This is a genomic window from Streptomyces sp. NPDC002520 (assembly GCF_053595235.1).
Genome location: NZ_JBSFXG010000002.1, coordinates 123605 through 146750 on the forward strand (window position 1 = coordinate 123605; position 23146 = coordinate 146750).

17 protein-coding genes and 1 pseudogene are annotated in these 23146 nt (G+C 69.4%); 15 read left to right on the forward strand and 3 right to left on the reverse strand.

Annotated elements, in window-relative coordinates:
• Positions 1 to 190 precede the first annotated feature (190 nt).
• The 14 genes from folC (at position 191) to ACWD5D_RS03690 (ending at position 17635) form a co-directional block, all read left to right on the forward strand.
• Positions 191 to 1705 carry a bifunctional tetrahydrofolate synthase/dihydrofolate synthase gene (folC, locus tag ACWD5D_RS03625; RefSeq protein WP_451371133.1) on the forward strand — a complete coding sequence of 505 codons (1515 nt, stop codon included), beginning with the start codon at positions 191 to 193 and terminating at the stop codon, positions 1703 to 1705.
• A gap of 9 nt (positions 1706 to 1714) precedes the next feature.
• A complete protein-coding gene (locus ACWD5D_RS03630) occupies positions 1715 to 2074 on the forward strand; it encodes a DUF4233 domain-containing protein (RefSeq protein ID WP_451371134.1) in 360 nt (119 codons plus the stop codon).
• A gap of 62 nt (positions 2075 to 2136) precedes the next feature.
• Complete coding sequence (ndk, locus tag ACWD5D_RS03635) at positions 2137 to 2550, forward strand: nucleoside-diphosphate kinase (RefSeq protein WP_451371135.1); 414 nt, start codon at positions 2137 to 2139, stop codon at positions 2548 to 2550.
• Positions 2551 to 2887: 337 nt separating this feature from the next.
• Positions 2888 to 3907 (forward strand): rod shape-determining protein, encoded by a 1020-nt coding sequence (locus ACWD5D_RS03640; RefSeq protein WP_451371136.1) that lies wholly within the window; start codon positions 2888 to 2890, stop codon positions 3905 to 3907.
• A 160-nt stretch (positions 3908 to 4067) separates the two neighbouring features.
• Positions 4068 to 5009: a rod shape-determining protein MreC gene (mreC, locus tag ACWD5D_RS03645; protein WP_451371137.1), complete on the forward strand. Its 942-nt coding sequence runs from the start codon at positions 4068 to 4070 to the stop codon at positions 5007 to 5009.
• 13 nt (positions 5010 to 5022) lie between these two features.
• Positions 5023 to 5700 (forward strand): rod shape-determining protein MreD, encoded by a 678-nt coding sequence (mreD, locus tag ACWD5D_RS03650; RefSeq protein WP_451371138.1) that lies wholly within the window; start codon positions 5023 to 5025, stop codon positions 5698 to 5700.
• A gap of 197 nt (positions 5701 to 5897) precedes the next feature.
• Positions 5898 to 8159: a penicillin-binding protein 2 gene (gene mrdA, locus ACWD5D_RS03655; protein WP_451371139.1), complete on the forward strand. Its 2262-nt coding sequence runs from the start codon at positions 5898 to 5900 to the stop codon at positions 8157 to 8159.
• The gene (gene rodA, locus ACWD5D_RS03660; protein ID WP_451371140.1) at positions 8156 to 9352 is read left to right on the forward strand and encodes a rod shape-determining protein RodA; all 1197 of its coding nucleotides are present in this window, start codon (positions 8156 to 8158) and stop codon (positions 9350 to 9352) included. The genes mrdA and rodA overlap by 4 nt, the downstream gene beginning before the upstream one ends.
• 118 nt (positions 9353 to 9470) lie before the next feature.
• Positions 9471 to 10970, forward strand: coding sequence for a CYTH and CHAD domain-containing protein (locus ACWD5D_RS03665; protein ID WP_451371141.1), 1500 nt, complete (start codon positions 9471 to 9473; stop codon positions 10968 to 10970).
• 69 nt (positions 10971 to 11039) lie between these two features.
• Positions 11040 to 13001 (forward strand): TIGR03960 family B12-binding radical SAM protein, encoded by a 1962-nt coding sequence (locus tag ACWD5D_RS03670; protein ID WP_451371142.1) that lies wholly within the window; start codon positions 11040 to 11042, stop codon positions 12999 to 13001.
• Positions 13002 to 13440: 439 nt separating this feature from the next.
• Positions 13441 to 13911 (forward strand): hypothetical protein, encoded by a 471-nt coding sequence (locus ACWD5D_RS03675; RefSeq protein ID WP_451371143.1) that lies wholly within the window; start codon positions 13441 to 13443, stop codon positions 13909 to 13911.
• A 39-nt stretch (positions 13912 to 13950) separates the two neighbouring features.
• Positions 13951 to 15183 (forward strand): DUF4331 family protein, encoded by a 1233-nt coding sequence (locus ACWD5D_RS03680; protein WP_451371567.1) that lies wholly within the window; start codon positions 13951 to 13953, stop codon positions 15181 to 15183.
• 89 nt (positions 15184 to 15272) lie between these two features.
• Positions 15273 to 16256 (forward strand): hypothetical protein, encoded by a 984-nt coding sequence (locus ACWD5D_RS03685; RefSeq protein WP_451371144.1) that lies wholly within the window; start codon positions 15273 to 15275, stop codon positions 16254 to 16256.
• Between the two features lie 44 nt (positions 16257 to 16300).
• Positions 16301 to 17635 (forward strand): Dyp-type peroxidase, encoded by a 1335-nt coding sequence (locus ACWD5D_RS03690; protein WP_451371145.1) that lies wholly within the window; start codon positions 16301 to 16303, stop codon positions 17633 to 17635.
• A gap of 246 nt (positions 17636 to 17881) precedes the next feature.
• On the opposite strand, the gene ACWD5D_RS03695 is transcribed toward ACWD5D_RS03690, so the two are convergent.
• On the reverse strand, positions 17882 to 18481 hold the full coding sequence (locus tag ACWD5D_RS03695) for a TetR/AcrR family transcriptional regulator (protein ID WP_451371146.1): 600 nt from the start codon (positions 18479 to 18481) through the stop codon (positions 17882 to 17884).
• Between the two features lie 192 nt (positions 18482 to 18673).
• On the opposite strand from ACWD5D_RS03695, the pseudogene ACWD5D_RS03700 reads away from it, so the two are divergent.
• Positions 18674 to 19218, forward strand: a pseudogene (locus tag ACWD5D_RS03700) (ATP-binding protein).
• A 93-nt stretch (positions 19219 to 19311) separates the two neighbouring features.
• Here the strand turns inward: ACWD5D_RS03700 and ACWD5D_RS03705 are convergent.
• A complete protein-coding gene (locus ACWD5D_RS03705; protein ID WP_451371147.1) occupies positions 19312 to 19626 on the reverse strand; it encodes an aquaporin in 315 nt (104 codons plus the stop codon).
• Between the two features lie 184 nt (positions 19627 to 19810).
• Positions 19811 to 22900 (reverse strand): phosphocholine-specific phospholipase C, encoded by a 3090-nt coding sequence (locus tag ACWD5D_RS03710; protein WP_451371148.1) that lies wholly within the window; start codon positions 22898 to 22900, stop codon positions 19811 to 19813.
• Positions 22901 to 23146 lie beyond the last annotated feature (246 nt).

Genomic DNA, 23146 nt, shown 5'->3' on the forward strand with positions numbered 1-23146 from the left:
CCGCCGCGATGAGGCTCCCCCCGGTTCGAGCGAAGCCGAGAACTGGGGGGCGACAAGCCACGACGGACCCGCAGCCGCCTGACAAGGCAAGCCACCCCGTGCCGGCGCCGCGCGGCCATCCCGCACCCGGCAACGGTGAGCGACCACCCCGAACCGGCCGATTGTCACCACCGCTCCGTAGACTGGCACCGTGAGCGACCACCCCGGCACCAGCGACACCCCAGACCCCCTCGACGGCTTCGACGAACTCGTCGAAGCCGAAACCACCCGCGACCCCGACCTCGCGGTGATCGAGGCCGGCAGCCGTACCCTGCGGACCCAGGGCGGGCAGCCGTACGCCGACGTACCGGCGCGGCCGGAGGACCCCGAGGTCGACAAGGCGCTGCGCGAGGTCGAGACGGAGCTGGCCACCCGCTGGGGCGAGACCAAGCTGGAGCCCTCCGTCACCCGGATCGCCGCCCTGATGGACGTGCTGGGCGATCCGCAGCGCGCGTACCCGTCGATCCACATCACGGGCACGAACGGCAAGACCTCCACCGCCCGCATGATCGAGGCCCTCCTCGGCGCCTTCGACCTGCGCACGGGCCGCTACACCAGCCCGCACGTCCAGTCGGTCACCGAGCGGATCAGCCTGGACGGCGCCCCGATCTCCGCCGAGCGGTTCATCGAGACGTACCAGGACATCAAGCCGTACGTGGAGATGGTCGACTCCTCGCAGGAGTACCGCCTGTCCTTCTTCGAGGTGCTGACCGGCATGGCGTACGCGGCCTTCGCGGACGCCCCCGTCGACGTCGCCGTCGTCGAGGTCGGCATGGGCGGCAGCTGGGACGCGACGAACGTGATCGACGGCGACGTCGCGGTGGTCACCCCCATCGCTCTGGACCACACCGACCGCCTCGGCGAGACGCCCGCGCAGATCGCCACCGAGAAGGCCGGCATCATCAAGCGGGACGCGACCGTGATCATGGCGCAGCAGCCGGTGGACGCGGCGCAGGTGCTGCTGAGGAAGGCCGTCGAGGAGAACGCCACCGTGGCCCGTGAGGGCCTGGAGTTCGGCGTCGTGGACCGGCAGGTCGCCGTCGGCGGCCAGCTCATCACCCTGCGCGGCCTGGGCGGTGAGTACCAGGAGGTGTACCTGCCGCTGCACGGCGCCCACCAGGCGCACAACGCCGCCGTGGCGCTCGCCGCCGTCGAGGCGTTCTTCGGGGTCGGCGCGCAGCGCGCGCAGCCGCTGGACATCGACACGGTGCGCAAGGCCTTCGCGGCCGTCACCTCGCCGGGCCGCCTCGAGGTCGTCCGGCGCTCTCCCACGATCGTGCTGGACGCCGCGCACAACCCGGCGGGCGCCGAGGTCACCGCCGAGGCCGTGCGGGAGGCGTTCGACTTCAGTCGGCTGATCGGTGTCGTCGGGGCGAGCGCCGACAAGAACGTACGAGGGCTGCTGGAGGCCTTCGAGCCGATCTTCGCCGAGGTCGTCGTCACCCAGAACTCCAGCCACCGCGCCATGGACGCGGACGAGTTGGCCGCGATCGCCGTCGAGGTGTTCGGCGAGGAGCGGGTCCAGGTCGAGCCGCGGCTGCCCGAGGCTCTGGAGGCGGCGATCACGCTGGCCGAGGAGGAGGGCGAGTTCGCGGGCGGCGGGGTGCTGGTCACCGGCTCGGTCATCACGGTGGGCGAGGCCCGCCTGCTCCTGGGAAAGGGCTGAGGGTTCGTCGTGCGTACGCTCTGTTCATCGACGCTGATCGGCGAGTTCTTCATCGTCGGGTTCGCCGGGCTCGTGGCCATGAAGGACCCGAGCTTGTCCACCTCGACGGTGTGGCTGGTCTGCGGCATCGCCATGGCCCTGTGTGTGCTGCTGTGCGGCATGGTGACGCGGCCGGGCGGCGTCGCCCTCGGCTGGGCCCTGCAGCTCGCCCTGATCGCCTCCGGCGTCTTCGTCCCGATGATGTACATCCTGGGTGTGGTCTTCGCGGCCCTGTGGTGGGCGTCGGTGCACTACGGCAGAAAGGTCGACGAGGCCAAGGCCCGCTTCGCCGCCCGGTCGGACTCGCCCTCTACACCTGACGCTGCGTGACGGCAACACGGACACGCCCTGTAGCCTCGTCCCACCGCACACGTCAGTCGTAAGGAGCCCCCGTGACTCAGCGCACCCTCGTCCTGCTCAAGCCCGACGCCGTCCGTCGCGGTCTGACCGGCGAGATCATCGGCCGGATCGAGCGCAAGGCCGGCTGGCAGATCACCGCGCTGGAGCTGCGCACCCTGGACCGCGCCATGCTGGAGCAGCACTACGCCGAGCACGTCGGCAAGCCCTTCTACGAGCCGCTGGTGGACTTCATGTCCTCCGGTCCGGTCGTCGCCCTGATCGTCGAGGGTGAGCGGGTCATCGAGGGCGTGCGTCAGCTGACCGGCCCGACCGACCCGATCGCGGCCGCCCCCGGCTCCATCCGCGGAGACTTCGGCGTGATCGTCCGCGAGAACCTGATCCACGCGTCCGACTCGGAGGAGTCGGCCGAGCGCGAGGTGAAGATCTTCTTCCCGGGCCGCGGCTGACCCGTGGCGCCCGGCGTGCCAGGGCCACGCCGGGCAAGGTTTCCGATAAATTTTCTGAGGGTCCGTCAGGTCTCCTTGGAACCCTGACCTGGGGCGGCCATACGTTTTCGGCCGTCCCTTGGCATATGCGTTGCCGATCGGGGGAACGCGTGCCTCCGATGGACCGTCTCCACAAGCGAGGCGCCGCGCCATCTGCTGACAATGGCGAAGACCCTCGCGCAGTGTTCGTGCAGGCGCGTCTACGATGGAAGCCTTCACGTCACAGCACCCACCTCGCCTACCTGAAAAGCCCTCAAAAGCTCGTGGGAAGGCCAGACGAATCCTGATGGGGAACTCAATGTCGTTCATCGGCCGTGACATGGCTGTCGACCTCGGGACCGCCAACACGCTGGTGTACGTCAGGGGTCGCGGGATCGTACTCAACGAGCCGTCCGTGGTCGCGATCAACACCAACACCGGTGGGATCCTCGCGGTCGGTGCCGAAGCGAAGAAGATGATCGGCCGGACGCCGGGCAACATCGTGGCCGTGCGTCCGCTGAAGGACGGCGTGATCGCCGACTTCGAGATCACCGAGCGTATGCTCCGCTACTTCATCCTGAAGATCCACAAGCGGCGCTATCTCGCCCGTCCGCGTGTCGTCGTCTGTGTGCCCTCGGGCATCACCGGCGTCGAGCGCCGCGCGGTCATCGAGGCGTCCTCCCAGGCGGGAGCCCGCCAGGTGCACATCATCGAGGAGCCCATGGCCGCCGCCATCGGCTCGGGGCTGCCGGTCCACGAGGCCACCGGCAACATGGTGGTGGACATCGGCGGCGGTACCACGGAGGTCGCGGTCATCTCGCTCGGCGGCATCGTCACCGCCCAGTCCATCCGCGTCGCCGGCGACGAACTGGACAACGCGATCATCCAGTACATCAAGAAGGAGTACAGCCTTCTGCTGGGTGAGCGGACGGCCGAACAGATCAAGATCACGATCGGTTCGGCGTACGACCTCGACTCCGACGAGCACACCGAAGTCCGCGGACGGGACCTCGTCTCCGGACTGCCCAAGACCGTCGTCATCGCCGCCGCCGAGGTGCGCAAGGCGATCGAGGAACCGGTCAACGCGATCGTCGACGCCGTCAAGACGACTCTCGACAAGTGTCCGCCGGAGCTGTCCGGCGACATCATGGACAGAGGAATCGTTCTGACCGGTGGCGGGGCCCTGCTGCGCGGGCTCGACGAGCGCCTGCGGCGTGAGACGGGAATGCCGATCCACATCGCCGAGGACCCGCTGGACAGCGTGGCGCTCGGATCCGGCAAGTGTGTCGAGGAGTTCGAGGCACTTCAGCAGGTTCTGGACGCCCAGCCGCGCAGATGAGGTAACTGTTCGATTCCGCCGTACGAGACCATCTCCCCTCGTGCGGCGGATCGTTGATTGAGCCGCATAAGCTCCCGCACATGGACTTCTCGGGCCGGCGTCTCGCCCGTGCGCCCGGGGGTCCCCGAATTCCTATCGAGGAAGGGCACGGCCGCCGCACGTGAGGGACACGAAAGAGAGCCGGTTGCTCCTGGTCCTGCTGGTCGCCATCGCGTTCGCGCTGATCACGGTGGATATCCGCGGAGGCCGGAACTCGCCGGTCGACGGCGCTCGGTCGGCCGCGGCCGCGGTGTTCGGCCCCGTCGAGAACGGACTGTCCTCCGCGGTGAATCCCGTCGGTGACGCAGTCTCCGCCGTCCGCGACTCCGGCAGCCGTCACGACCGGCTCGCCGTGCTGGAGAAGGAGAACGCGGCCCTCAAGGCGAAGCTCGGCAGCGACGACCGCAACCGCAGCCGCCTGGCGCAGCTCGACAAGATGCTGAAGATCGCCGGCGAGGGCCAGTACGGCATCAAGGGCGCCCAGGTCATCGCCATAGGGTCGGCGCAGGGCTTCTCCTGGACCATCACCATCGACGTCGGCGCGAGCGACGGCATCCAGCGGGACATGACCGTCCTGAACGGGGACGGGCTGGTCGGCCGGGTCACCACGGTCGGCCCGGACACCTCCACCGTCCTGCTGGCCAACGACCCCGACTTCACCGTCGGCACCCGCTTGGAGGGCAGCGACGAACTGGGCTTCGCCTCCGGACAGGGCGACCGCCCGCTGCGCGTCGAACTCCTCAACGGAAAGGCCGAGGTGAAGAAGGGCGACCGTCTCGTCACCTTCGGCTCCCAGGCCGACAAGCCCTTCGTGCCGGGCGTCCCGGTCGGCGTGGTCTCCCGGGTCGACCCCTCCGGTGGCGGCCTGACCCGCACGCTCTACGTCACGCCGTACGTCGGCTTCACCAAGCTCGACATCGTCGGGGTCGTCGTCCAGGGCCCGAAGAAGGACCCCCGCGACGAGGTCCTGCCCGTCAAGCCCAAGCCCGTCCCGACCCCGACGGTGACCGTCACGGTCACCCCGTCAGCCGACGCGACCTCCACCGACGAGCAGCAGCAGTAGGAGCTGAATCCCCATGCGTGTCAACCGGATCCTGCTCTCCAGCGCCCTGGTCGTCGTCGCCCTGGTGATCCAGGTGAGCGTGCTCGCCCGCCTGCACCTGCCGGGCGCCGTCCCCGACCTGCTGCTGCTCACCGTCCTCGGCCTCGCCATGGTGTACGGCCATGTGGGCGGCGCCTTCGTCGGCTTCGGTGCCGGACTGCTCGCCGACCTCGCCCCGCCCGCCGACCACGCGGCCGGCCGCTACGCCCTGGTGCTGTCCGTCATCGGCTACTTCGCCGGGCTCATCAAGCCGGACAACGGCCGGCTGAAGTCGGCGACCGGCCCGATGGCCGTCGTGGTCGCCGCCGCCATCGGCTCCACCCTGCTCTACGCGGGCGTCGGAGCCCTGGTCGGCGACACCGCCGCCCGTCATGTCGGCCTGACCGGGCTGCTGTTCTCGGCCGCCCTGTACGACCTGCTCCTCGCGCCGTTCGTGGTGCCCGGGGTCATGTGGCTGGCCCGCCGCGCCGACAACGACCCGCTGACCGAGACCGGCCCCGCCGCCGGCGCCGGGAACATCTCCTCCGGCTGGCTGTCCTCCGGCACCGGCCTGCGCATCGGCAGTCAGCGCGGCGGCCTCGGCGGCCTGAAGGCCAAGGCCCGCACCCGCTCGGCGCGGGCCGGCCGCATCAAGGGGGTCAAGCGGCTGTGAACAGCGACGAGTTCACCCGAACGGGGAAGCGTTCGTGGAACGGGGGCTCACAGGCCGGTCGTTCATCATGTGTACGCGCCCACACGCACCAGGCGTACGCACACCCGTCCGCATCGACGTACCCGTGCGCATCGGTCCACACGTCCGCATCCGTACGCGCGCAGACATCAGCGCACTGAGAGGGGGAGACAGCCGCAGTGACCAACATTCCCGAGACCGGACGCACCCAACGGGTCCAGATCAGACTCGTCGTCATCCAGGTCCTCGTCCTCTCCCTCCTCGGCACGCTCGGCGGCCGACTGTGGTACCTGCAGATCCGGGAGGGCGCCGAGTACCAGAAGGAGGCGTCCGGCAACCACGTCCAGCAGGTCGTCGACCCCGCCGTGCGCGGTGACATCCTGGACGCCCGGGGCGTGCCCCTCGCCGACAACGAGACCCGCCTGGTCGTCTCCGCCTCCCGTACCGACCTGCTCAAGCAGAAGGACGACGGCAAGGGCGTCCTGGCCAAGCTGGCCGCAGTCCTCGGCATGACGCCCGACGAGGTCCAGCAGAAGGTCCGGCTCTGCGACTCCAAGACCCCCCAGCCGTGCTGGAACGGCTCGCCGTACCAGCCGATCCCCATCACCGACGAGGCAACGCCCAAGCAGGCGCTGCAGATCCGTGAGCGCGCCGAGGACTTCCCCGGCATCACCGCCGAGCCCGAGGCCGTGCGCCGCTACGCGGGCCCCGCGAAGTCCAACACCGCCCAGGTCCTCGGCTATCTCTCGCCCGTCACCGACGACGAGATCCAGAAGGCCAAGGACACCGACTCGCCCTACCTGCGCTCCGACCAGGTCGGCCGCTCGGGCCTGGAGCGGCAGTACGACAAGGAACTGCGCGGCAAGGCAGGCGTCACCCGCTACGAGGTCGACAACCTCGGCCGGGTCATCGGCAAGGCCAAGGCGGACCCCGCCGAGTCCGGCTCCAACCTGGTCACCAGCATCGACTCCCGCGTCCAGCGCGTCGCCGAGTACGAACTGGACAAGGCGATGAAGATCGCCCGCCAGCAGTTCGACAAGATCACCGGCGAGAACTACAAGGCCGACTCCGGCGCCGTCGTCGTGATGGAGGCCAAGACCGGCCGGATCGTCGCCATGGCCTCGGCACCCACCTACGACCCGAACGTGTGGGTCGGCGGCATCTCCGGCAAGGACTACAAGGCCCTCACCGGCAAGAAGTCCGACTACCCGCTGCTCAACCGCGCCATACAGGGTCAGGCGGCGCCCGGCTCGACCTTCAAGGTGGTCTCCACGGCCGCCGCGGTCCAGGCCGGCTACGTCTGGGACGGCGGCTACCCCTGCACCAGCTCGTACTCGGTGGGCGGCCAGGTCTTCAAGAACTTCGAGGGCGAGAGCTTCGGCCCGATCTCCCTCGGCCGCGCCCTGGAGGTCTCCTGCGACACCGTCTTCTACGGCCTCGCCGACCGTGAGTGGAAGAGGGACGGCGGCATCAACCCCAAGAAGGGCCAGCCCAAGGACTGGTTCTTCAAGACCGCCCACCAGTTCGGCCTCGGCAAGGAGACCGGCGTCGACCTGCCCAACGAGGTCACCGGCCGCGTCCCCGACCGCCAGTGGAAGCTCGACTACTGGAAGGCCAACAAGTCCGCCTGGTGCAAGTACGGCAAGAAGGACGGCACCTACGTCCAGAAGATCTATTACGAGAACTGCCTCGAGGGCAACAAGATGCGCGAGGGTGACGAGATCAACTACTCCATCGGCCAGGGCGACACCCTCGTCACGCCGATCCAGGAGGCCGTGATCTACGGCGCCGTCGCCAACGGCGGCACCATGTACCACCCGACCATCGGCAAGGCGATCGTCAGCCCGGACGGCAAGACCGTCACGCCCATCCCGCCGAGGAAGTCCGGCCGGCTGCCGGTCAGCCAGGCCACCCTCAAGGGCATGGACGACGCCTTCGCGGGCGTCATCACCCGCGGTACCGCCGCCTGGAAGTTCGGCGGCTGGCCGCAGAACAAGATCCCGCTGCACGGCAAGACCGGTACCGCCGAGGTCTACGGCAAGCAGACCACCTCGTGGCTCGCCACCTACACCAAGGACTACACGGTGATCATGACGATCGCCCAGGCCGGTACGGGTTCCGGAGCCTCCGGCGAGGCCGTGCGCAACATCTACAGCGCGCTCTACGGCGTCCAGGGCGACGGCTCGATCGACAACAAGAAGGCACTGCTGCCCGAGCCGCAGAAGGCCCTGCCCAAGGTGCGCCCGGACGGCACCATCACCGCCCCGAAGATCGTCGGCGACCCGGCCAAGGACGTCGAGGCCTCCCAGAAGAACAACGCCACCAACGGGGCCGACCAGCAGACCCCGGGGACCTCGCCGTCACCGACAACGAACAACAGCAACACCCGCAGGCGGCCGCACCGGGCGCGCCGCAGGGGGAGCCGGAGGACGCGCCCGTGACCGGCAACAGCTTCTCCGTCTCCGGATACGGCCCCCAGCGAGCGGGCTGGACCAAGCTCTTCGCCCGTGACTCGCTGGCCCGCCGGCTCGACTGGCCGATGCTGCTCGCGGCCCTCGCCCTCTCGCTGATCGGCTCGCTGCTGGTCTACTCGGCGACCCGCAACCGCACCGAGATCAACCAGGGCGACCCGTACTACTTCCTGCTCCGGCACATCATGAACGCCGGCATCGGACTCGCCCTGATGGTCGGCACGATCTGGCTCGGCCACCGCGCCCTGCGCAACGCCGTGCCGATCCTCTACGGCGTCTCGCTCCTCGGGGTCCTGCTGGTCCTCACCCCGCTCGGCGCCACCATCAACGGCAGCCGCAACTGGATCGTGCTCGGCGGCGGCTTCTCGCTCCAGCCCGCCGAGTTCGTGAAGGTCACGATCACCCTGGGCATGGCGATGATGCTGGCCGCCCGGGTCGACGCCGGGGACAAGCCGTACCCCGACCACCGCACCGTCCTGCAGGCGCTGGGCCTCGCCACCGTGCCGATCCTGATCGTGATGCTCATGCCCGACCTCGGCACGGTCCTGGCCATGGTGGCCATCATCCTGGGCGTGCTGCTCGCTTCCGGCGCCTCCAACCGCTGGATCTTCGGTCTGCTCACCGCCGGCGTCCTCGGCTGTATCGCCATCTGGCAGCTGCACATCCTGGACGAGTACCAGATCAACCGCTTCGCGGCCTTCGCCAACCCGGAACTCGACCCCGCCGGCGTCGGCTACAACACCAACCAGGCCCGCATCGCCATCGGCTCCGGCGGCCTGACCGGCGCGGGCCTGTTCCACGGCTCGCAGACCACCGGCCAGTTCGTGCCCGAGCAGCAGACGGACTTCGTCTTCACGGTGGCGGGGGAGGAGCTGGGTTTCCTCGGGGCAGGCCTGATAATCCTCCTCCTCGGCGTCGTCCTGTGGCGCGCCTGCCGCATCGCCCGCGACTCGACGGAGCTGTACGGCACGATCGTGGCCGCCGGGATCGTGGCCTGGTTCGCCTTCCAGTCCTTCGAGAACATCGGCATGACCCTCGGCATCATGCCGGTCACCGGTCTGCCACTGCCGTTCGTGTCGTACGGCGGCTCGTCGATGTTCGCGGTCTGGGTGGCGGTGGGACTGCTTCAGTCGATCAAGGTGCAGCGCCCCATGTCTGCCTGAGTGCCGGCCGGGGATGGCAGCGGCCGGAGGGGTTCACCGGGTGTATGGCGGGAGTTTTCCTGCCATACACCCTGGATAGCCCCTGCCGCCCCGGCCGATCAGCAACTAGATTCAGTTCATGGCGGATGCGAAACGCGAGATCGAGCGCAAGTACGAATCCGACGAGAGCGGCCTGCCCGACCTGACCGGCGTCGGCTCGGTGGCGGACGTCCTCGACAAAGGCCTCGTCGAACTGGACGCCACGTACTACGACACCGCCGACGAACGCCTGGCCGCGGCCTTTCTCACCCTGCGCCGCCGCACCGGAGGCACCGACGCCGGCTGGCACCTGAAGTTCCCCGTCGCCCCCGGCGTCCGCGACGAGATCCAGGCGCCGCTGTCGGACACCGTCCCCGACGAACTCGCCGCGCTGGTCCGCTGCCGTGTCCGCGACGCCGAACTGGTCCCCGTCGTCCGGCTCCGCTCCGCCCGCGACCTGCGCCACCTGGTCGACGCCGACGGCACCCTGCTCGCCGAGGCGAGCGTCGACGCCGTGACCGCCGACCGGCTCAACCGGGCCGGCGGCACCGTCCAGTGGACCGAGATCGAGGTCGAACTCGCCGACGACGGCGACCCGGCCTTCCTCGACAAGGTCGAGAAACGCCTGCGCAAGGCGGGCGTACGGCCGTCCACGTCGCCGTCCAAGCTCGCCCGGGCACTGGAACGGACCGGCGGCCCGCGCCCCGCCACCGCCCGGCGCGCGAAGCCCGTCACCGCCGGCGACCACGTCCTCGCCTACGTACGCACCCAGCGCGACGCGATCCTCGCGTACGACCCGGGCGTCCGCCGCGACCTGCCCGACTCCGTCCACCAGATGCGCGTCGCCACCCGCCGCATGCGCAGCACCTTCCGCACCTTCGGCACGGTCCTCGACCCCACCGTCACCACCCCCGTCGCCGCCGAGCTGAAGTGGCTGGCCGGCGAGCTGGGCGTGGGCCGCGACCAGGAAGTACTGGCCGAGCGCCTGCTCGCCGTCCTCGACGACATCCCGTCCGCCCTCATCGACGGCCCCGTACGCAGGCGCCTCACCACCTGGGCGAGCACCCGGCACGACAGCGCCCGCGGCCACGTCGTCGCGATCCTCGACTCCGCCCGCTACCTGGCCCTGCTCGACGCCATCGACGCCCTGCTCGCCGACCCGCCACTGCGGCCCAAGGCCACGGGAAAGCCGGAGAAGACGATCACCAAGGCCCTGCACAAGGACCTCGCGAAGGTCTCCCGCCTGGTCACCGAAGCCCTGCACCAGCCCCCCGGCGAGGAACGCGACATCGCCATCCACGAAGCCCGCAAGAAGGCCAAGCGCACCCGCTACGCCGGCGAGGCGGCCGTCCCCGCCCTCGGCACCCCCGCCCGCTCCCTCGCCAAGTCCATGAAGTCCCTGACCAGCCTCCTCGGCGAACACCAGGACAGCGTCATGGCCCGAGGCACCCTGCGCGAACTGTCCGCCGTCGCCCACGCGGCGGGCGAGAACACCTTCACGTACGGCCTGCTCTACGGCAAGGAGGAGGCGGCGGCAGCAGCGGTGGAGGAGGAGCTGCCGGGGCTGTGGCGGGAGATCACATCCGCGACGGCCGTCTGAGCGTACGGGGGCGTCGTCCGGTCGGGGTAGCCTAGATGGTCACCCCTGTCACTTACGAAGGTTCCCGCGATGTCTGTCGAGTCGGTCTTCCCGCAGCTCGAGGCCCTGCTCCCGCATGTGCAGAAGCCGATCCAGTACGTGGGCGGCGAGCTGAACTCCACCGTCAAGGAGTGGGACAGCTGCGACGTCCGCTGGGCGCTCATGTACCCGGACGCGTACGAGGTGGGTCTGCCCAACCAGGGCGTCATGATCCTCTACGAGGTACTCAACGAGCAGGACGGCGTCCTCGCCGAGCGCACCTACAGCGTATGGCCGGACCTCGAGGCGCTGATGCGTGAGCATGCCGTCCCGCAGTTCACGGTCGACAGCCACCGCCCGGTGAAGGCCTTCGACGTGTTCGGCCTGAGCTTCTCCACGGAGCTCGGCTACACGAACATGCTCACGGCCCTGGACCTGGCCGGCATCCCCCTCCAGTCCAAGGACCGCACGATCGACGACCCGATCGTCCTCGCCGGCGGTCACGCGGCCTTCAACCCCGAGCCGATCGCCGACTTCATCGACGCGGCGATCATCGGCGACGGCGAGCAGGCCGTGCTCGACATGACGCGGATCATCCGCGAGTGGAAGGCGGAGGGCTGCCCCGGCGGCCGCGAGGAGGTCCTGTTCCGTCTAGCGAAGACGGGCTCGGTGTACATCCCGGCCTTCTACGACGTCGAGTACCTCCCCGACGGCCGTATCGCCCGTGTCGTGCCCAACAAGTCGGGCGTCCCGTGGCGTGTCTCCAAGCACACGGTCATGGACCTGGACGAGTGGCCGTACCCCAAGCAGCCCCTCGTGCCCCTCGCCGAGACCGTGCACGAGCGCATGTCCGTGGAGATCTTCCGCGGCTGCACCCGCGGCTGCCGCTTCTGTCAGGCCGGCATGATCACCCGCCCGGTGCGTGAGCGCTCCATCACGGGCATCGGCGACATGGTCGACAAGGGCCTCAAGGCGACCGGCTTCGAGGAGGTCGGCCTTCTCTCCCTCTCCTCCGCGGACCACTCCGAGATCGGCGACATCGCCAAGGGCCTGGCCGACCGCTACACGGACGACAAGATCGGCCTGTCCCTGCCCTCCACCCGCGTCGACGCCTTCAACGTCGACCTGGCGAACGAGCTGACCCGCAACGGCCGCCGTTCGGGCCTCACCTTCGCCCCCGAGGGCGGCTCGGAGCGCATGCGCAAGGTCATCAACAAGATGGTCTCCGAGGAAGACCTCATCCGTACCGTGGCCACCGCCTACGGCAACGGCTGGCGCCAGGTGAAGCTGTACTTCATGTGCGGCCTGCCGACGGAGACCGACGACGACGTCCTCCAGATCGCCGACATGGCGACGCACGTCATCCAGAAGGGCCGCGAGGTCTCGGGCTCCAACGACATCCGCTGCACGGTCTCGATCGGCGGCTTCGTCCCCAAGCCCCACACCCCCTTCCAGTGGGCGCCGCAGCTCTCCGCCGAGGAGACGGACGCCCGTCTGGAGAAGCTCCGCGACAAGATCCGCGGCGACAAGAAGTACGGCCGCTCGATCGGCTTCCGCTACCACGACGGCAAGCCCGGCATCGTGGAGGGCCTGCTCTCCCGCGGCGACCGCCGCATCGGCGCGGTCATCCGCGCCGTCTACGAGGACGGCGGCCGCTTCGACGGCTGGCGCGAGCACTTCTCCTACGACCGCTGGATGGCCTGCGCCGACAAGGCGCTCGCGCAGTTCGGCGTGGACGTCGACTGGTACACCACCCGCGAGCGCACCTACGAGGAGGTCCTCCCCTGGGACCACCTCGACTCCGGCCTGGACAAGGACTGGCTCTGGGAGGACTGGCAGGACGCCCTCGACGAGACCGAGGTCGAGGACTGCCGCTGGACGCCGTGCTTCGACTGTGGCGTGTGCCCGCAGATGGACACGGCCATACAAATCGGCCCGACCGGCAAGAAGTTGCTGCCTCTGACGGTCAAGAACGGTGCGCCTGCGCCCGCTTCGAGTGGTCACACGCACTGAGGTGAGCGAGGCACTCGATCGGGTGGTTGAGGCGCTGGCGGGGGTGAGCGAGGACGAGGTGGCTGCGGCGTTCGAGGCGGCCGGTACTTCGAGCTCTCGCCCGCCGGCGCCGCTGGAGTGGGTCTGAGCCCGGCATCGGGATTCCGTACCGCTGTGTGACCACTCGAGCCCCCTTCTCTGGACAGGAGGCGGCTCGGCGATCCAGCAGGTCGGGATTCGTTACATTTCGGACCGGAGGCCTCCGGTGTGGACTCGCAATGCGCCGTCGACCTGTGGGGCCTGATCGTCTTGCCGACACCCTGGGGGGCGACAAAGCTGGCTATGTAGGCATTCAGGAACGCGCTCGGAACGGAGGAGAGCCCGCAGGCCAGCCGATAGGCGATCAAAGGGAGAGGGAGTCATGACGGCACAGAGCTCCGCGAGGTCGGCGACTCCAACCGTGACCAGGCAGCCCGACGGTCTCGGCAAGCGGGTCGGGGAGGTAGCGGAAATCACCGTTCTCTTCGATGCCAAGCCGGGCGGGGCGGAGAGGTTCCACCAGAACGCCGCCAAGATCCAGGACGACGCCTTTCGGTACGAAAAGGTGGTCGGCACTGTCCACGACTTCCGTGTCACGTTCATCAACAATGACACTCAGGTCATAGGCGCGGTCACCTATGACGGTGACTTCAAGCCGTACATGGCTGACATCTTCGCCAACGCCGCACCGTGGTTCGATGAAATGTTCGAAGGCGTCGTCGAGGGCTGGCCCGGGGCGACCTCTCCGAACATCGTCGACTGGCTGGTGACGAAGATCGTGGAGGCCGACATGTGGTACGCCTCCAATCCGACCATGACGGTCGAGGACACCACCAAGGCGCAGAAGGTCACGCAGGCGTTCAACGCGTTGCTGGATACCGCGTCCAGCTAGCAGCTGTCTCGCGTCCCAGGAGCCGTTAGCCCCGTGGCCATGGCGCCTGGACACCACCAGGCGGCCCGGCAACGGCGCGCGGTCGTCGGCGTCGGCCCCGTCAGCGGAGGTCGCAGCATCATGTCCGACCATCTTTCCGGCACCCGCGCCCTGGCCGATCCGGCCGTAGACCTGACCGACCTCTATGCCTTTCCCAGCCCCTCCCGGTCGGGTCGGCTCGTCCTCGTCATGAATGTCTTTCCGAATGCGCGGCCGGGAGCCCTGTTCTCCGACGCTGCCGGCTATCGCTTCCGCGTCCGTCCGGCATCCGTGCCCATGGGAGATTCCGGCTCACTCATCGATGTCGGCATCGACGAATTCGCGCTTGCCTGGACCTTCTCGATTCCGGTCGGACCGGATGACGACGGGGAGTTGATGCAGCGGGGGACGTGCGTACTGCCCAACGGGGAACCGGTGTCGTTGCTGGTGAATGACGAGCGGGGCGGCGAGGGCGATGGCGTGCGATGTTACGCCGGGCTGCGGCTGGATCCCTTCTTCATGGACGTTGCCAAGGAGGTGGAGACGCGGGCGAGGCGGCGGCTCGCCTTCGTACCGAAGGGCACGAACTCCCTGGAGGGCGCCGATGTCCTCACCGTCGTGGCGGAGCTTGACGTCGCCAGGGTGTTCGGGGCGGCCTCGGGGAACGTCTTCGCCGTTGCGGCGGAAACCGTCACGGTCGGACCGTATCCCGTGCGCCTCGAACGGCTCGGCCGCCCCGAGGTCAAGAACATTCTCCTGTCGGACAACGGGGTCGACGCCGTCAATAAGGTCGTTGACCTGCGTGATCTCTACAACGAGGAAGACCCGTTCCGGCTGGGTCCGAGCCACGTGGACGCCTATCGCGCACGCCTCAATGCCAACCTGGTCTTCTTCGACGGCCTCGACGGCAAGGCGGACTGGACGACGCGGCCGGACGGGACGCATCCGCTGACGGAGCTGCTGCTCGCGGACTTCCTGGTCGTGGACGTGGCCAGGCCGTACGCCGAAGACAGCTATTTCGAGATCGAGCGGGCCTTGCTGGAGGGACGGGAGCATGAGACCTGTGGCGGCCGGTCGCTCAACGACGATGTCATCGACACGCTCTACACACTGATCGTCAACGCGGGTCACGGCCCGCGCGTGAGCGACGGCGTCGACGGGACCGTCCCGGCTTCGCGTGAATTCCCGTACCTGGCACCGCCCAACCCCGACCCGCCCGAACCTGTTTCCGTCCCGACGGCCGCCGCAAGCTGATGAGCGGTTCCAGGGCGGCCACTCATGCCGGTGGTGAGAGAGGGCCCGACCTTGTGGGCAGGCCGCCCACGACAGCCGGCGTCATCGCCATGGGCAACCTCGGCGCGCGTATCGAAGGACTGACGTCGCAGGCGGCACGCGAAAGGCTCACCGCCGCCGGCTGGGACGAGTTGGTGGAGCTGACCGCTCTGCGCGGGCACGTACTGGGCCGCATCGACGAGGCCGAGCGCGCGGCATCGCTGGCCGAGACGTTCGTCGACCAGGCGCCGCGCGATCCTCGCTCACTTGTTGCGCGCGCCAGGCTGGCGGGCCTCTTCCACCGGTTCGCGGCGGCACTCGACGATCTGGACGCGGCGGCTGCGCTGGGGCTCGATCGCAGAAGAGTGGACGAGGAGCGAGCAGCCGTCTGCCAGGCGGTCGGGCAATACGCAGACGCGCTTGCGCTGCATCGGCAGGGGCTGTCGAGGGGGCAGGACTTCAGGGCCCTCGGCGCCATGGCCCGCTGTCTTGCCGAGAGCGGCGAGGCCGACGAGGCCGAGACATGGTTTCTGGCGGCGCATCGCGCCTACCGCGGGGTCAGCCCCTTTCCGCCGGCGATCCTCGAATTCCAGTGCGGGCAGATGTGGCTGGCCCAGGGCGGACTGGTGAGCGCGCGCGTCTGGCTGGAGTCGGCCGCTCGCCGACTGCCGTCCTATGTGCCGGCGCATGGCCACCTCGCTGAAGCCGATGCCGCCGAAGGCAGGGTGGCCGTAGCGATAGAGCGCCTGCGCCGATTGGCCCTCGCCAGTGACGATCCCGACTACGCGACCCGGCTTGTCCGCCTCCTGGGCAGGTTCGAGGCGTCGGCGGAGGCTCGGTTCTGGCGTGCCCACGCTGGCGCGCGCTACGAGGAGTTGATGGCGCGCCACCCCGAGGCGTACGTCGATCACGCGGCGGAGTTCTGGCTGACCGTCGGCGGCGATGCCCAGCGAGCGCTTCGGCTCGCGCGGTGGAACCTTGCGCTTCGCGCGACCCCGCGCGCCCAGGCGCTCGTCAATCGCGCGATGGGCCGTGTCGGACAGTCTCGACAGTAGCGGCAATTGGTACAAAGTCGCCGATACGTGACGGGAAGGATGTCATGACAGCGACTGAAGCCGCACCGCTGCAGCTGGACGAGATTCAGGGCATCGTGCTGCGCGACCGGCCGTCACCGTACGTCGGCACCTACATGCTGCTGCGTGTGGACGATCCCACTGCCGGGCGGCAGCTGATGGGGCGCCTGGCCGAGCTGGTCGACTCCGCTGCCAACTGGTGGCAACCGGACCTGCCCGCGCTCCTCAACGCCGGACTGACGTACCGAGGGCTCGAAGCGCTCCAGGTCCCACCGGCCGCCCTGAACACCTTCCCTGAGGAGTTTCGGCAGGGCATGGCGGCGCGCGCCGAGTTCATCGGTGACACCGGGGAGAGCGCGCCCGCACGCTGGGAGCCGCCCTTCGGCACCGGCCAGGTACACGTCATGCTGTCTCTCCTGGCCGCCGACCAGGAGTCATTGGCGGTCGTCGTCGAACGTGCGCGCAAGGCCCACGCTCAGCTTCCCGGCCTTCAGGTCGTCCATCGGCAGGACTTCTACCAGCTGTCCACAGGGCGTACCAGCTTCGGCTACAAGGACGGCATCGGCAACCCCACGATCGAAGGCAGCGGTGCCGAGAGTCCGCCCGGTGACGGTTCCGTGCTCAAGGCAGGCGAATTCGTGCTCGGCTATCCCGACGAGACCGGAAACCTGCCGCCGATGCCGCAGCCGGCCGAGCTGGGCCGCAACGGCACCTTCGTGGCCTGGCGGAAGCTGCACACGCGCGTCGCGGCCTTCCGCCGGTATCTCCACGACAACTCCGGCAGCCCGGAGGAGGAGTCGCTGCTCGCCGCCAAGATCGTGGGCCGCTGGCAGAGCGGCGCCCCGTTGATCCTGGCGCCCGAGCACGACGACCCGGCCCTGGGAGCGGACGACCAGCGCAACAACGGTTTCCGCTACGAGTCCGATCCGCACGGCGCGATCTGCCCCCACGGCGCCCACGCCAGGCGAGCCAATCCGCGCGACTCGGAGATCATCGGCGACGTCCGCCTGCACCACATGATTCGACGGGGCACCAACTACGGCCCCCCGCTTCCGGTCGGCGTCCTGGACGACGACGGCGCCGACCGTGGCATCGTCTTCGTCTTCATCGGCTCGCACCTCGACCGGCAGTTTGAATTCGTGAAGTCGCAATGGCTGAACGACGGCCATTTCACCGGCCTCGACCAGGAGAAGGACCTGCTCACGGGCGACAACGACGGCACGGGTATCTTCACGATCCCGCAGCACCCCATCCGGCGCCGCCTGCACGGCGTAGAGCGTTTTGTCATCACCCGCGGCGGAGAGTACTTCTTCCTGCCGAGCCTCAGCGCGCTGCGTTGGCTGGCGAACCCTGGCGCCTGAGCCGACTTGACGATCACATCAATGGACCCAGGGCCGTTGTGGCTACCTGTCCGCGGATGGACACCCACATCCGGATCGGCCCGACCGGCAAGAAGCTGCTGTCTCTGACGGTCAAGAACGCGGCGCCGGTGCCCGCACCGCGCCGGGTGCGGAAGCGGCGCCTTGTTGGCCCGTGGCTCCGAGCCGTCCGAGGGGAATCGGCGGTGACAGCTGCCGACCATGCGCCATGCTCGATTGCCGCGACCATCACTCCATGGTGTGCCATCCGGGTTCCAGGCTGTCCAGGAGGGCGTGGAAGGCCTTGTGGGCCCGGTCCCAGTGGCCGTCCGCCAGCGGGGCGATCAGCAGGCCGAAGTATGCATCGGTCAGAAGGGTGGCTTGTGTCCGCGCTCGGTCCTGGGGCATGCCGAGGTCACGGAAGACGGAGGTGAGCATCTCTGTCCACTCGGTGACGATGTCGCGCATGACGGGCCCGTAGCGGTCCGGGTGAAGCACGCTGGCACTCATGATCTCGAGGTAGAGAGGCAGTGCGGCCCGTACGTCGGGGTCGCTGAATTGTCGCCACACCTCCTCCAGGAAGCGGCGCAGGCCCGCAGGGGTCGTGGGCGGGCCCAGGGTCTCCAGTAGGTCGCGGGTGCGCAGGAGAGGGCGGCGCTCGTAGATGCCGAGGGCCTCGGCGATCATCCGCTCCTTGGTGCCGAAGTAGTACAGGAGCATGCGGTCGCTGGTGTCCAGGGCCTTGGCCAGGGGGCGCAGGGACAGGTCCGCGAGGCCGTTGCGTATGACGTACTCGCGAACCCGTTCGAGGAGGTCGCGTCGCTTGGCCGGATCGGGCGGGCGAGGCATGGGGGCTCCTGGATGCGCGAGGGCGAAGATGCCCAGATATCCGTTTAGTGCAATTTTGGGGAGATCTTTACTGTAGCAGTAGTTACGTATATATTTGGACGTAGCGACTGCTACGTCCAAGGGGCCTGGCCCCCGCCTGGCGCGTTCACCGGGCGGACCGTCCGTTCGCCGGCCCGGAAGGGAGTGATCCCCATGGCCACCCGTGCCATCGGTTACCCCATCGTCTTTCGCCGTGGAGGACGGTCCTCTCAAGCCGCTGGGCCTTCGTGGTTCACCAGGCAGTGGGCCCTGTGGTCCCGCATGCTCGCGCCGCTGCGACCGCTGGACGCGCCGCGCGGCCGCGCCAGCGCCTGGGATGCCTCCTGGCCCTTGCAGCGGGAACTGACCTCCGTGCGCCGAGCTCGGCGGCTGGTGACCGCGCAGCTGGGCGACTGGGCTGTGGGCCATCTGACCGACACCGCTGAGCTCCTGGTCAGGAAGTGGTCACCAATGCCCTGTGCCACACGCGCGGCCCGCTCAGGCTCAACCTGCGGTTGACTCACTCCCGCCTGCTGTGCGAGGTCGAGGACACCGAGCCCGCCTGCCCCGCACGCAACGCCGTCGATCCGGACGCGGAGGGCGGCCGGGGCATCGAGCTCCTCGACCTGCTCGCGGACGCCTGGGGCAGCATGGGGACGGCCACCGGCAAGACCATTTGGTTCGAGCTGAAGGCCGAGGACCATCCTCGCGGGACGTAGGCACCGTGAGGACCGGGTGGCGGTGCGCCGGCTGCGGTCGGTGCTCCGCGCCCTTGCCCTCAGGCACCGGTACCGCTTCTCCCTCTTCGCTGTTCAGCCTGATCGACCTGATCGAGAGGAGGGCTCGTTCGTGTCCGGCTGCGTTCGGGGCTGTGGATCTCCCCGCGGCCGACGACGCGGGCCGGCGTGCTCTCCTGCGCGTCGGCTGAGGAGACCGCTGCAGAGTGCCGATGCCAGGAAGGCGCCCACCAATGGCGCCAGGAGGTAGACCCAGAGAAAGTCCAGCCGGCCGGCGGCGATGGCCGGTCCGAACTGGCGGGCCGGGTTGACCGAGCCGCCGGTCGTGGTCCCCAGCAGGGCGATCGCCGCTCCGATCAGGAGTCCGACGAGCCAGGGGACCAGCGGCACCAGTCTGGGCGCCGCCAGGAAGAGGCCCTGGCGGACGCCCTGACCCGCCAGGCGGGCGAGAGGCCTCGGTGGCCGCGGAGCCGCTGTCCCCTGACAGTCATCGAGCAACGAGCAGCCGCGGGGACACGGCGGAAGGGGCGTCCGGTCGGTTGTGACCGAACGCCCCTTCCACGTGTGGATGCGGCTAGACGAGGGGGCTGCCGTCTACGCGTACGTGGTCGACGGCCCAGTACCAGTTGTTGCCCGCGTCGTACACACGGAATTTCAGCGTCACCGTCCGCGCGCCCGCCGGCGGGGTCAACTCCTTGGTGACGTAGGTGTTCTCGACGTCGCGGCCGGCGTTGTCGTTGCCTGTGGCGTCGGAGCTGTAGGACAGCAGCCGCACCTCCTCGCCCGTGTCGAACACCGCGGTGAGGGACGCCTTCTGCGGGGCTTCCTGGCGGTAGTGCGAGTCGAAGGAGACGTACAGCTTCTGCGTGCCGGACGGGACGGTGACGGCGGGGGAGACGAGCGTCGAGTCGAACTTCCCCTTGCTGGACGGCGATCCGGTGTCGTCCCAGTCGTCCGGGTCGGCGACCGCGACGATCCCGAGCGCACGCGAGAAGTTCCCGCGGTCCTGCCCGCCGAGCGACCAGGCGCGCTTGGTGTGGAACGTCCAGCCCTGCAGACGGACCGTGCCCTGCGGCATGCCGGGGGCGTTGACGACCGACCAGCCCTCGGGCGCCTTGGCCGTCCAGCCGGAGACACCGGTGACCGGGGCGAGGACGTCCGCGAGCGACTCGAAGTCCTCGTCGAGCAGATGACCGGTCATGTTCGGTGCGGTACGGGCGCTCAGCTCGCCGTCGGCCGGCACGAACCGCTGACCGGCGCGGGCGGTGGCGGTGACCAGGAGACGGTGGGTGTCGGTCGCCGACAGGCCGGCGGGCACGTCGACCTGCCACTCGGCGGTCGCGGAGGTGCCGGCCTTCAGGCTCGCGGGCGCGGCCGTGATCTCCTTGACCTGCCAGCCCGCGGGCAGCAGGGGCGACGCGGCGAGCGACGTCACGTCCGTCGCGTCCGCCGTGAACCGGGCGCGCAGCCGGGCCGGCCTGCCGGGCACCAGGACCGCCTCGTCGATCGTGCTCGACGCGGCGCCCAGCGTGACCGTGACGGTGAGGGCGTCGGGCAGACCCATCGCCGGGTCGGTGACGCCCGGCCCGCGGCTCGGCACCCGGCCCGCGAACCGGCGCCGGAAGAGGGGCTCGCCGTCCACCGCGACACCGAGGTCGTACCAGCCCTCCTGCCCGACCGGCATGTCGACGGTGCGCTCGGCGCCGCCCGGCACGCGTATCTCGCGCACCCCGCCCCCGTAGGCGAGGTCGCCGACGACGAACGTGCGGGTCGTACGGGAGCGGTTGCTGACGTGCACCTGAGCGCTGAGGTTGTCATCGGCGAGGTCGAAGGAGGCGTCGTACGTTCCCTGGGCGTCGCCGCGCAGGTGCCACAGGGTGCCGTTCGGGCCGTGCACGCGAAGGTCGTGGCCGTCGTCGACGGGCCAGGCGTCGGACAGCCTGGTGCGCGCGGCCAGCGTGTAGTGGCGGGGCGCCGTGCCAGGCTCCGGGTAGACGGCGAACACGGCACCCTGGGTGCCCTGGTTGGCGAGGTCCAGCGTCAGGCTGCCGTCCTGGACACGGGCCTTCAGGTGCAGGTGGTACGGGGTCGGGCGGGCGGTGCGGGTGCCGCGCTGCTGGCGCGGCGGGGCCTGCGGCTTGGGCACGGTGGGGGCGGGCAGCTTGCCGGTGTCGATGACCTTCTGCCGGTTGCCGCTGGTGTCGGGGAGCGTGGGCCAGTCCGGTTCCTTGCCGGAGAAGTCGAAGATCTCCGTCAGGTCGCCGGTGATCTCACGGCGCCAGGCGCTGATGTTCGGCTCGTGCACACCGAACCGCTGCTCCAGGAACTGGATCACGGACGTGTGGTCGTACACGGTCGAGGCGACGGCGCCGCCGCGCGTCCACGGCGAGACGACGATCATCGGCACACGCATGCCGAGGCCGAGCGGGAACGGACCGGCGGTCCGGCTCTCGCCGTCGGGGAGGGTGTCGCTCCAGCTCAGCGTGCCATCGGCGGCCTTGACCCGGTACTGGCCCTGCTGGTTGACGGGCCGGTAGAAGGACGAGGTGCCCTTCTGGACGCGGACGACGACCTCGCCGTCGGGCGAGACGTTCGACTTGCCGCGGCCCTCGGCCAGCGGCGGCACGGGCGGGAGCAGGTGGTCGAAGAAGCCGCCGTGTTCGTCGTAGTTGAGGATGAAGGCGGTCTTCTCGAAGACGTCCGGGTGGTCGGCGAGCGCCGACAGCAGGCGCGCGGTCAGGTCCTCGCCGTTCGGGGGCGCGTAGCTGGCGTGCTCGGACAGGGCGGCCGGCGCCACGATCCACGACACCTGCGGCAGCGCGTCGCGGCGTACGTCCTCGGCGAACGCGGCGACCAGCGCGTCCCCCATCGCCCAGGGGTCCTTGGCCTGCGCCGGGTCGCCGACCCGCTTCATGCCGCGCTCGTACAGCGCCTCGCCCGGCTTTGCGGCCCGGAAGGTCTTGAACCAGGCGAGCGCGTTGTCGTCGAAGTTCTCCTGCGCCTGGTACGTCTTCCAGGAGATCCCGGCGGCTTCGAGGCGCTCGGCGTACGTCGTCCACTCGAAGCCGGGCTCCTGGTTGTCGACGACGGCGATGTCGCGCACGGTGCCGCCGCTGGTGCCCGACATCAGGTGCTCGCGGTTGGGGTTGGTGCTGGTCTCGACCGAGCAGTAGTAGTGGTCGCAGATGGTGAAGACGGACGCGAGCGCGTTGTAGAACGGCATGTCGGCGGGCTCGTAGTAGCCCTGACCGAGCCAGCCGCTGCCGCGCCGGGTCACGTACCCGTCGGCGATGCCGTTGTTGCGGGCGTTCATCGAGTCGCCGAACCCGAAGGCGGCGGCGCCCTGTTGGTAGGCGTTGGTGTGCGCGGCGTTCATGGCGAACGGCGCGAGCCAGCCCTCCGGGCGCGACGGGTCGGGCTGGTGCGTGACCGGCAGGCCGCCCGCGCCGCGCACGGCGGCGCGGTCACCGAAGCCGCGGATACCCTGCATCGTGCCGAAGTAGTGGTCGAACGACCGGTTCTCCTGCATGAAGACCACGACGTGCTGGATGTCCTCCAGCTTGCCGGGGCGCGCGGGCGCGGCGAGCGCGGTGCGCAGGCTCAGCGGCAGCGAGGCCAGGACGCCTGCGGCCGCGGCGCCGCCGAGCAGCGTGCGGCGGGACACGGTGGTCCGGGTGGGTCTGTGGGATTCGGGGTGCACGGGGGTGCCTCCAACGACGGTACGGTTCCGGTCTTCTGGTCCAGACCCGTTATGAATAAGAGACCGAAGTGGCCGGTATCGGAGAGGCGTGTGAAGTTCCCGTGACGCGGATCCGTAGCGTCGCTGTCGGCGTCGTCGCTTCTGCCGAGCTGAGCGCATCGCCAGTTGCGGCCAGGCATCTTCCGGGGCTGATGACGGCAGCCCGGTCGC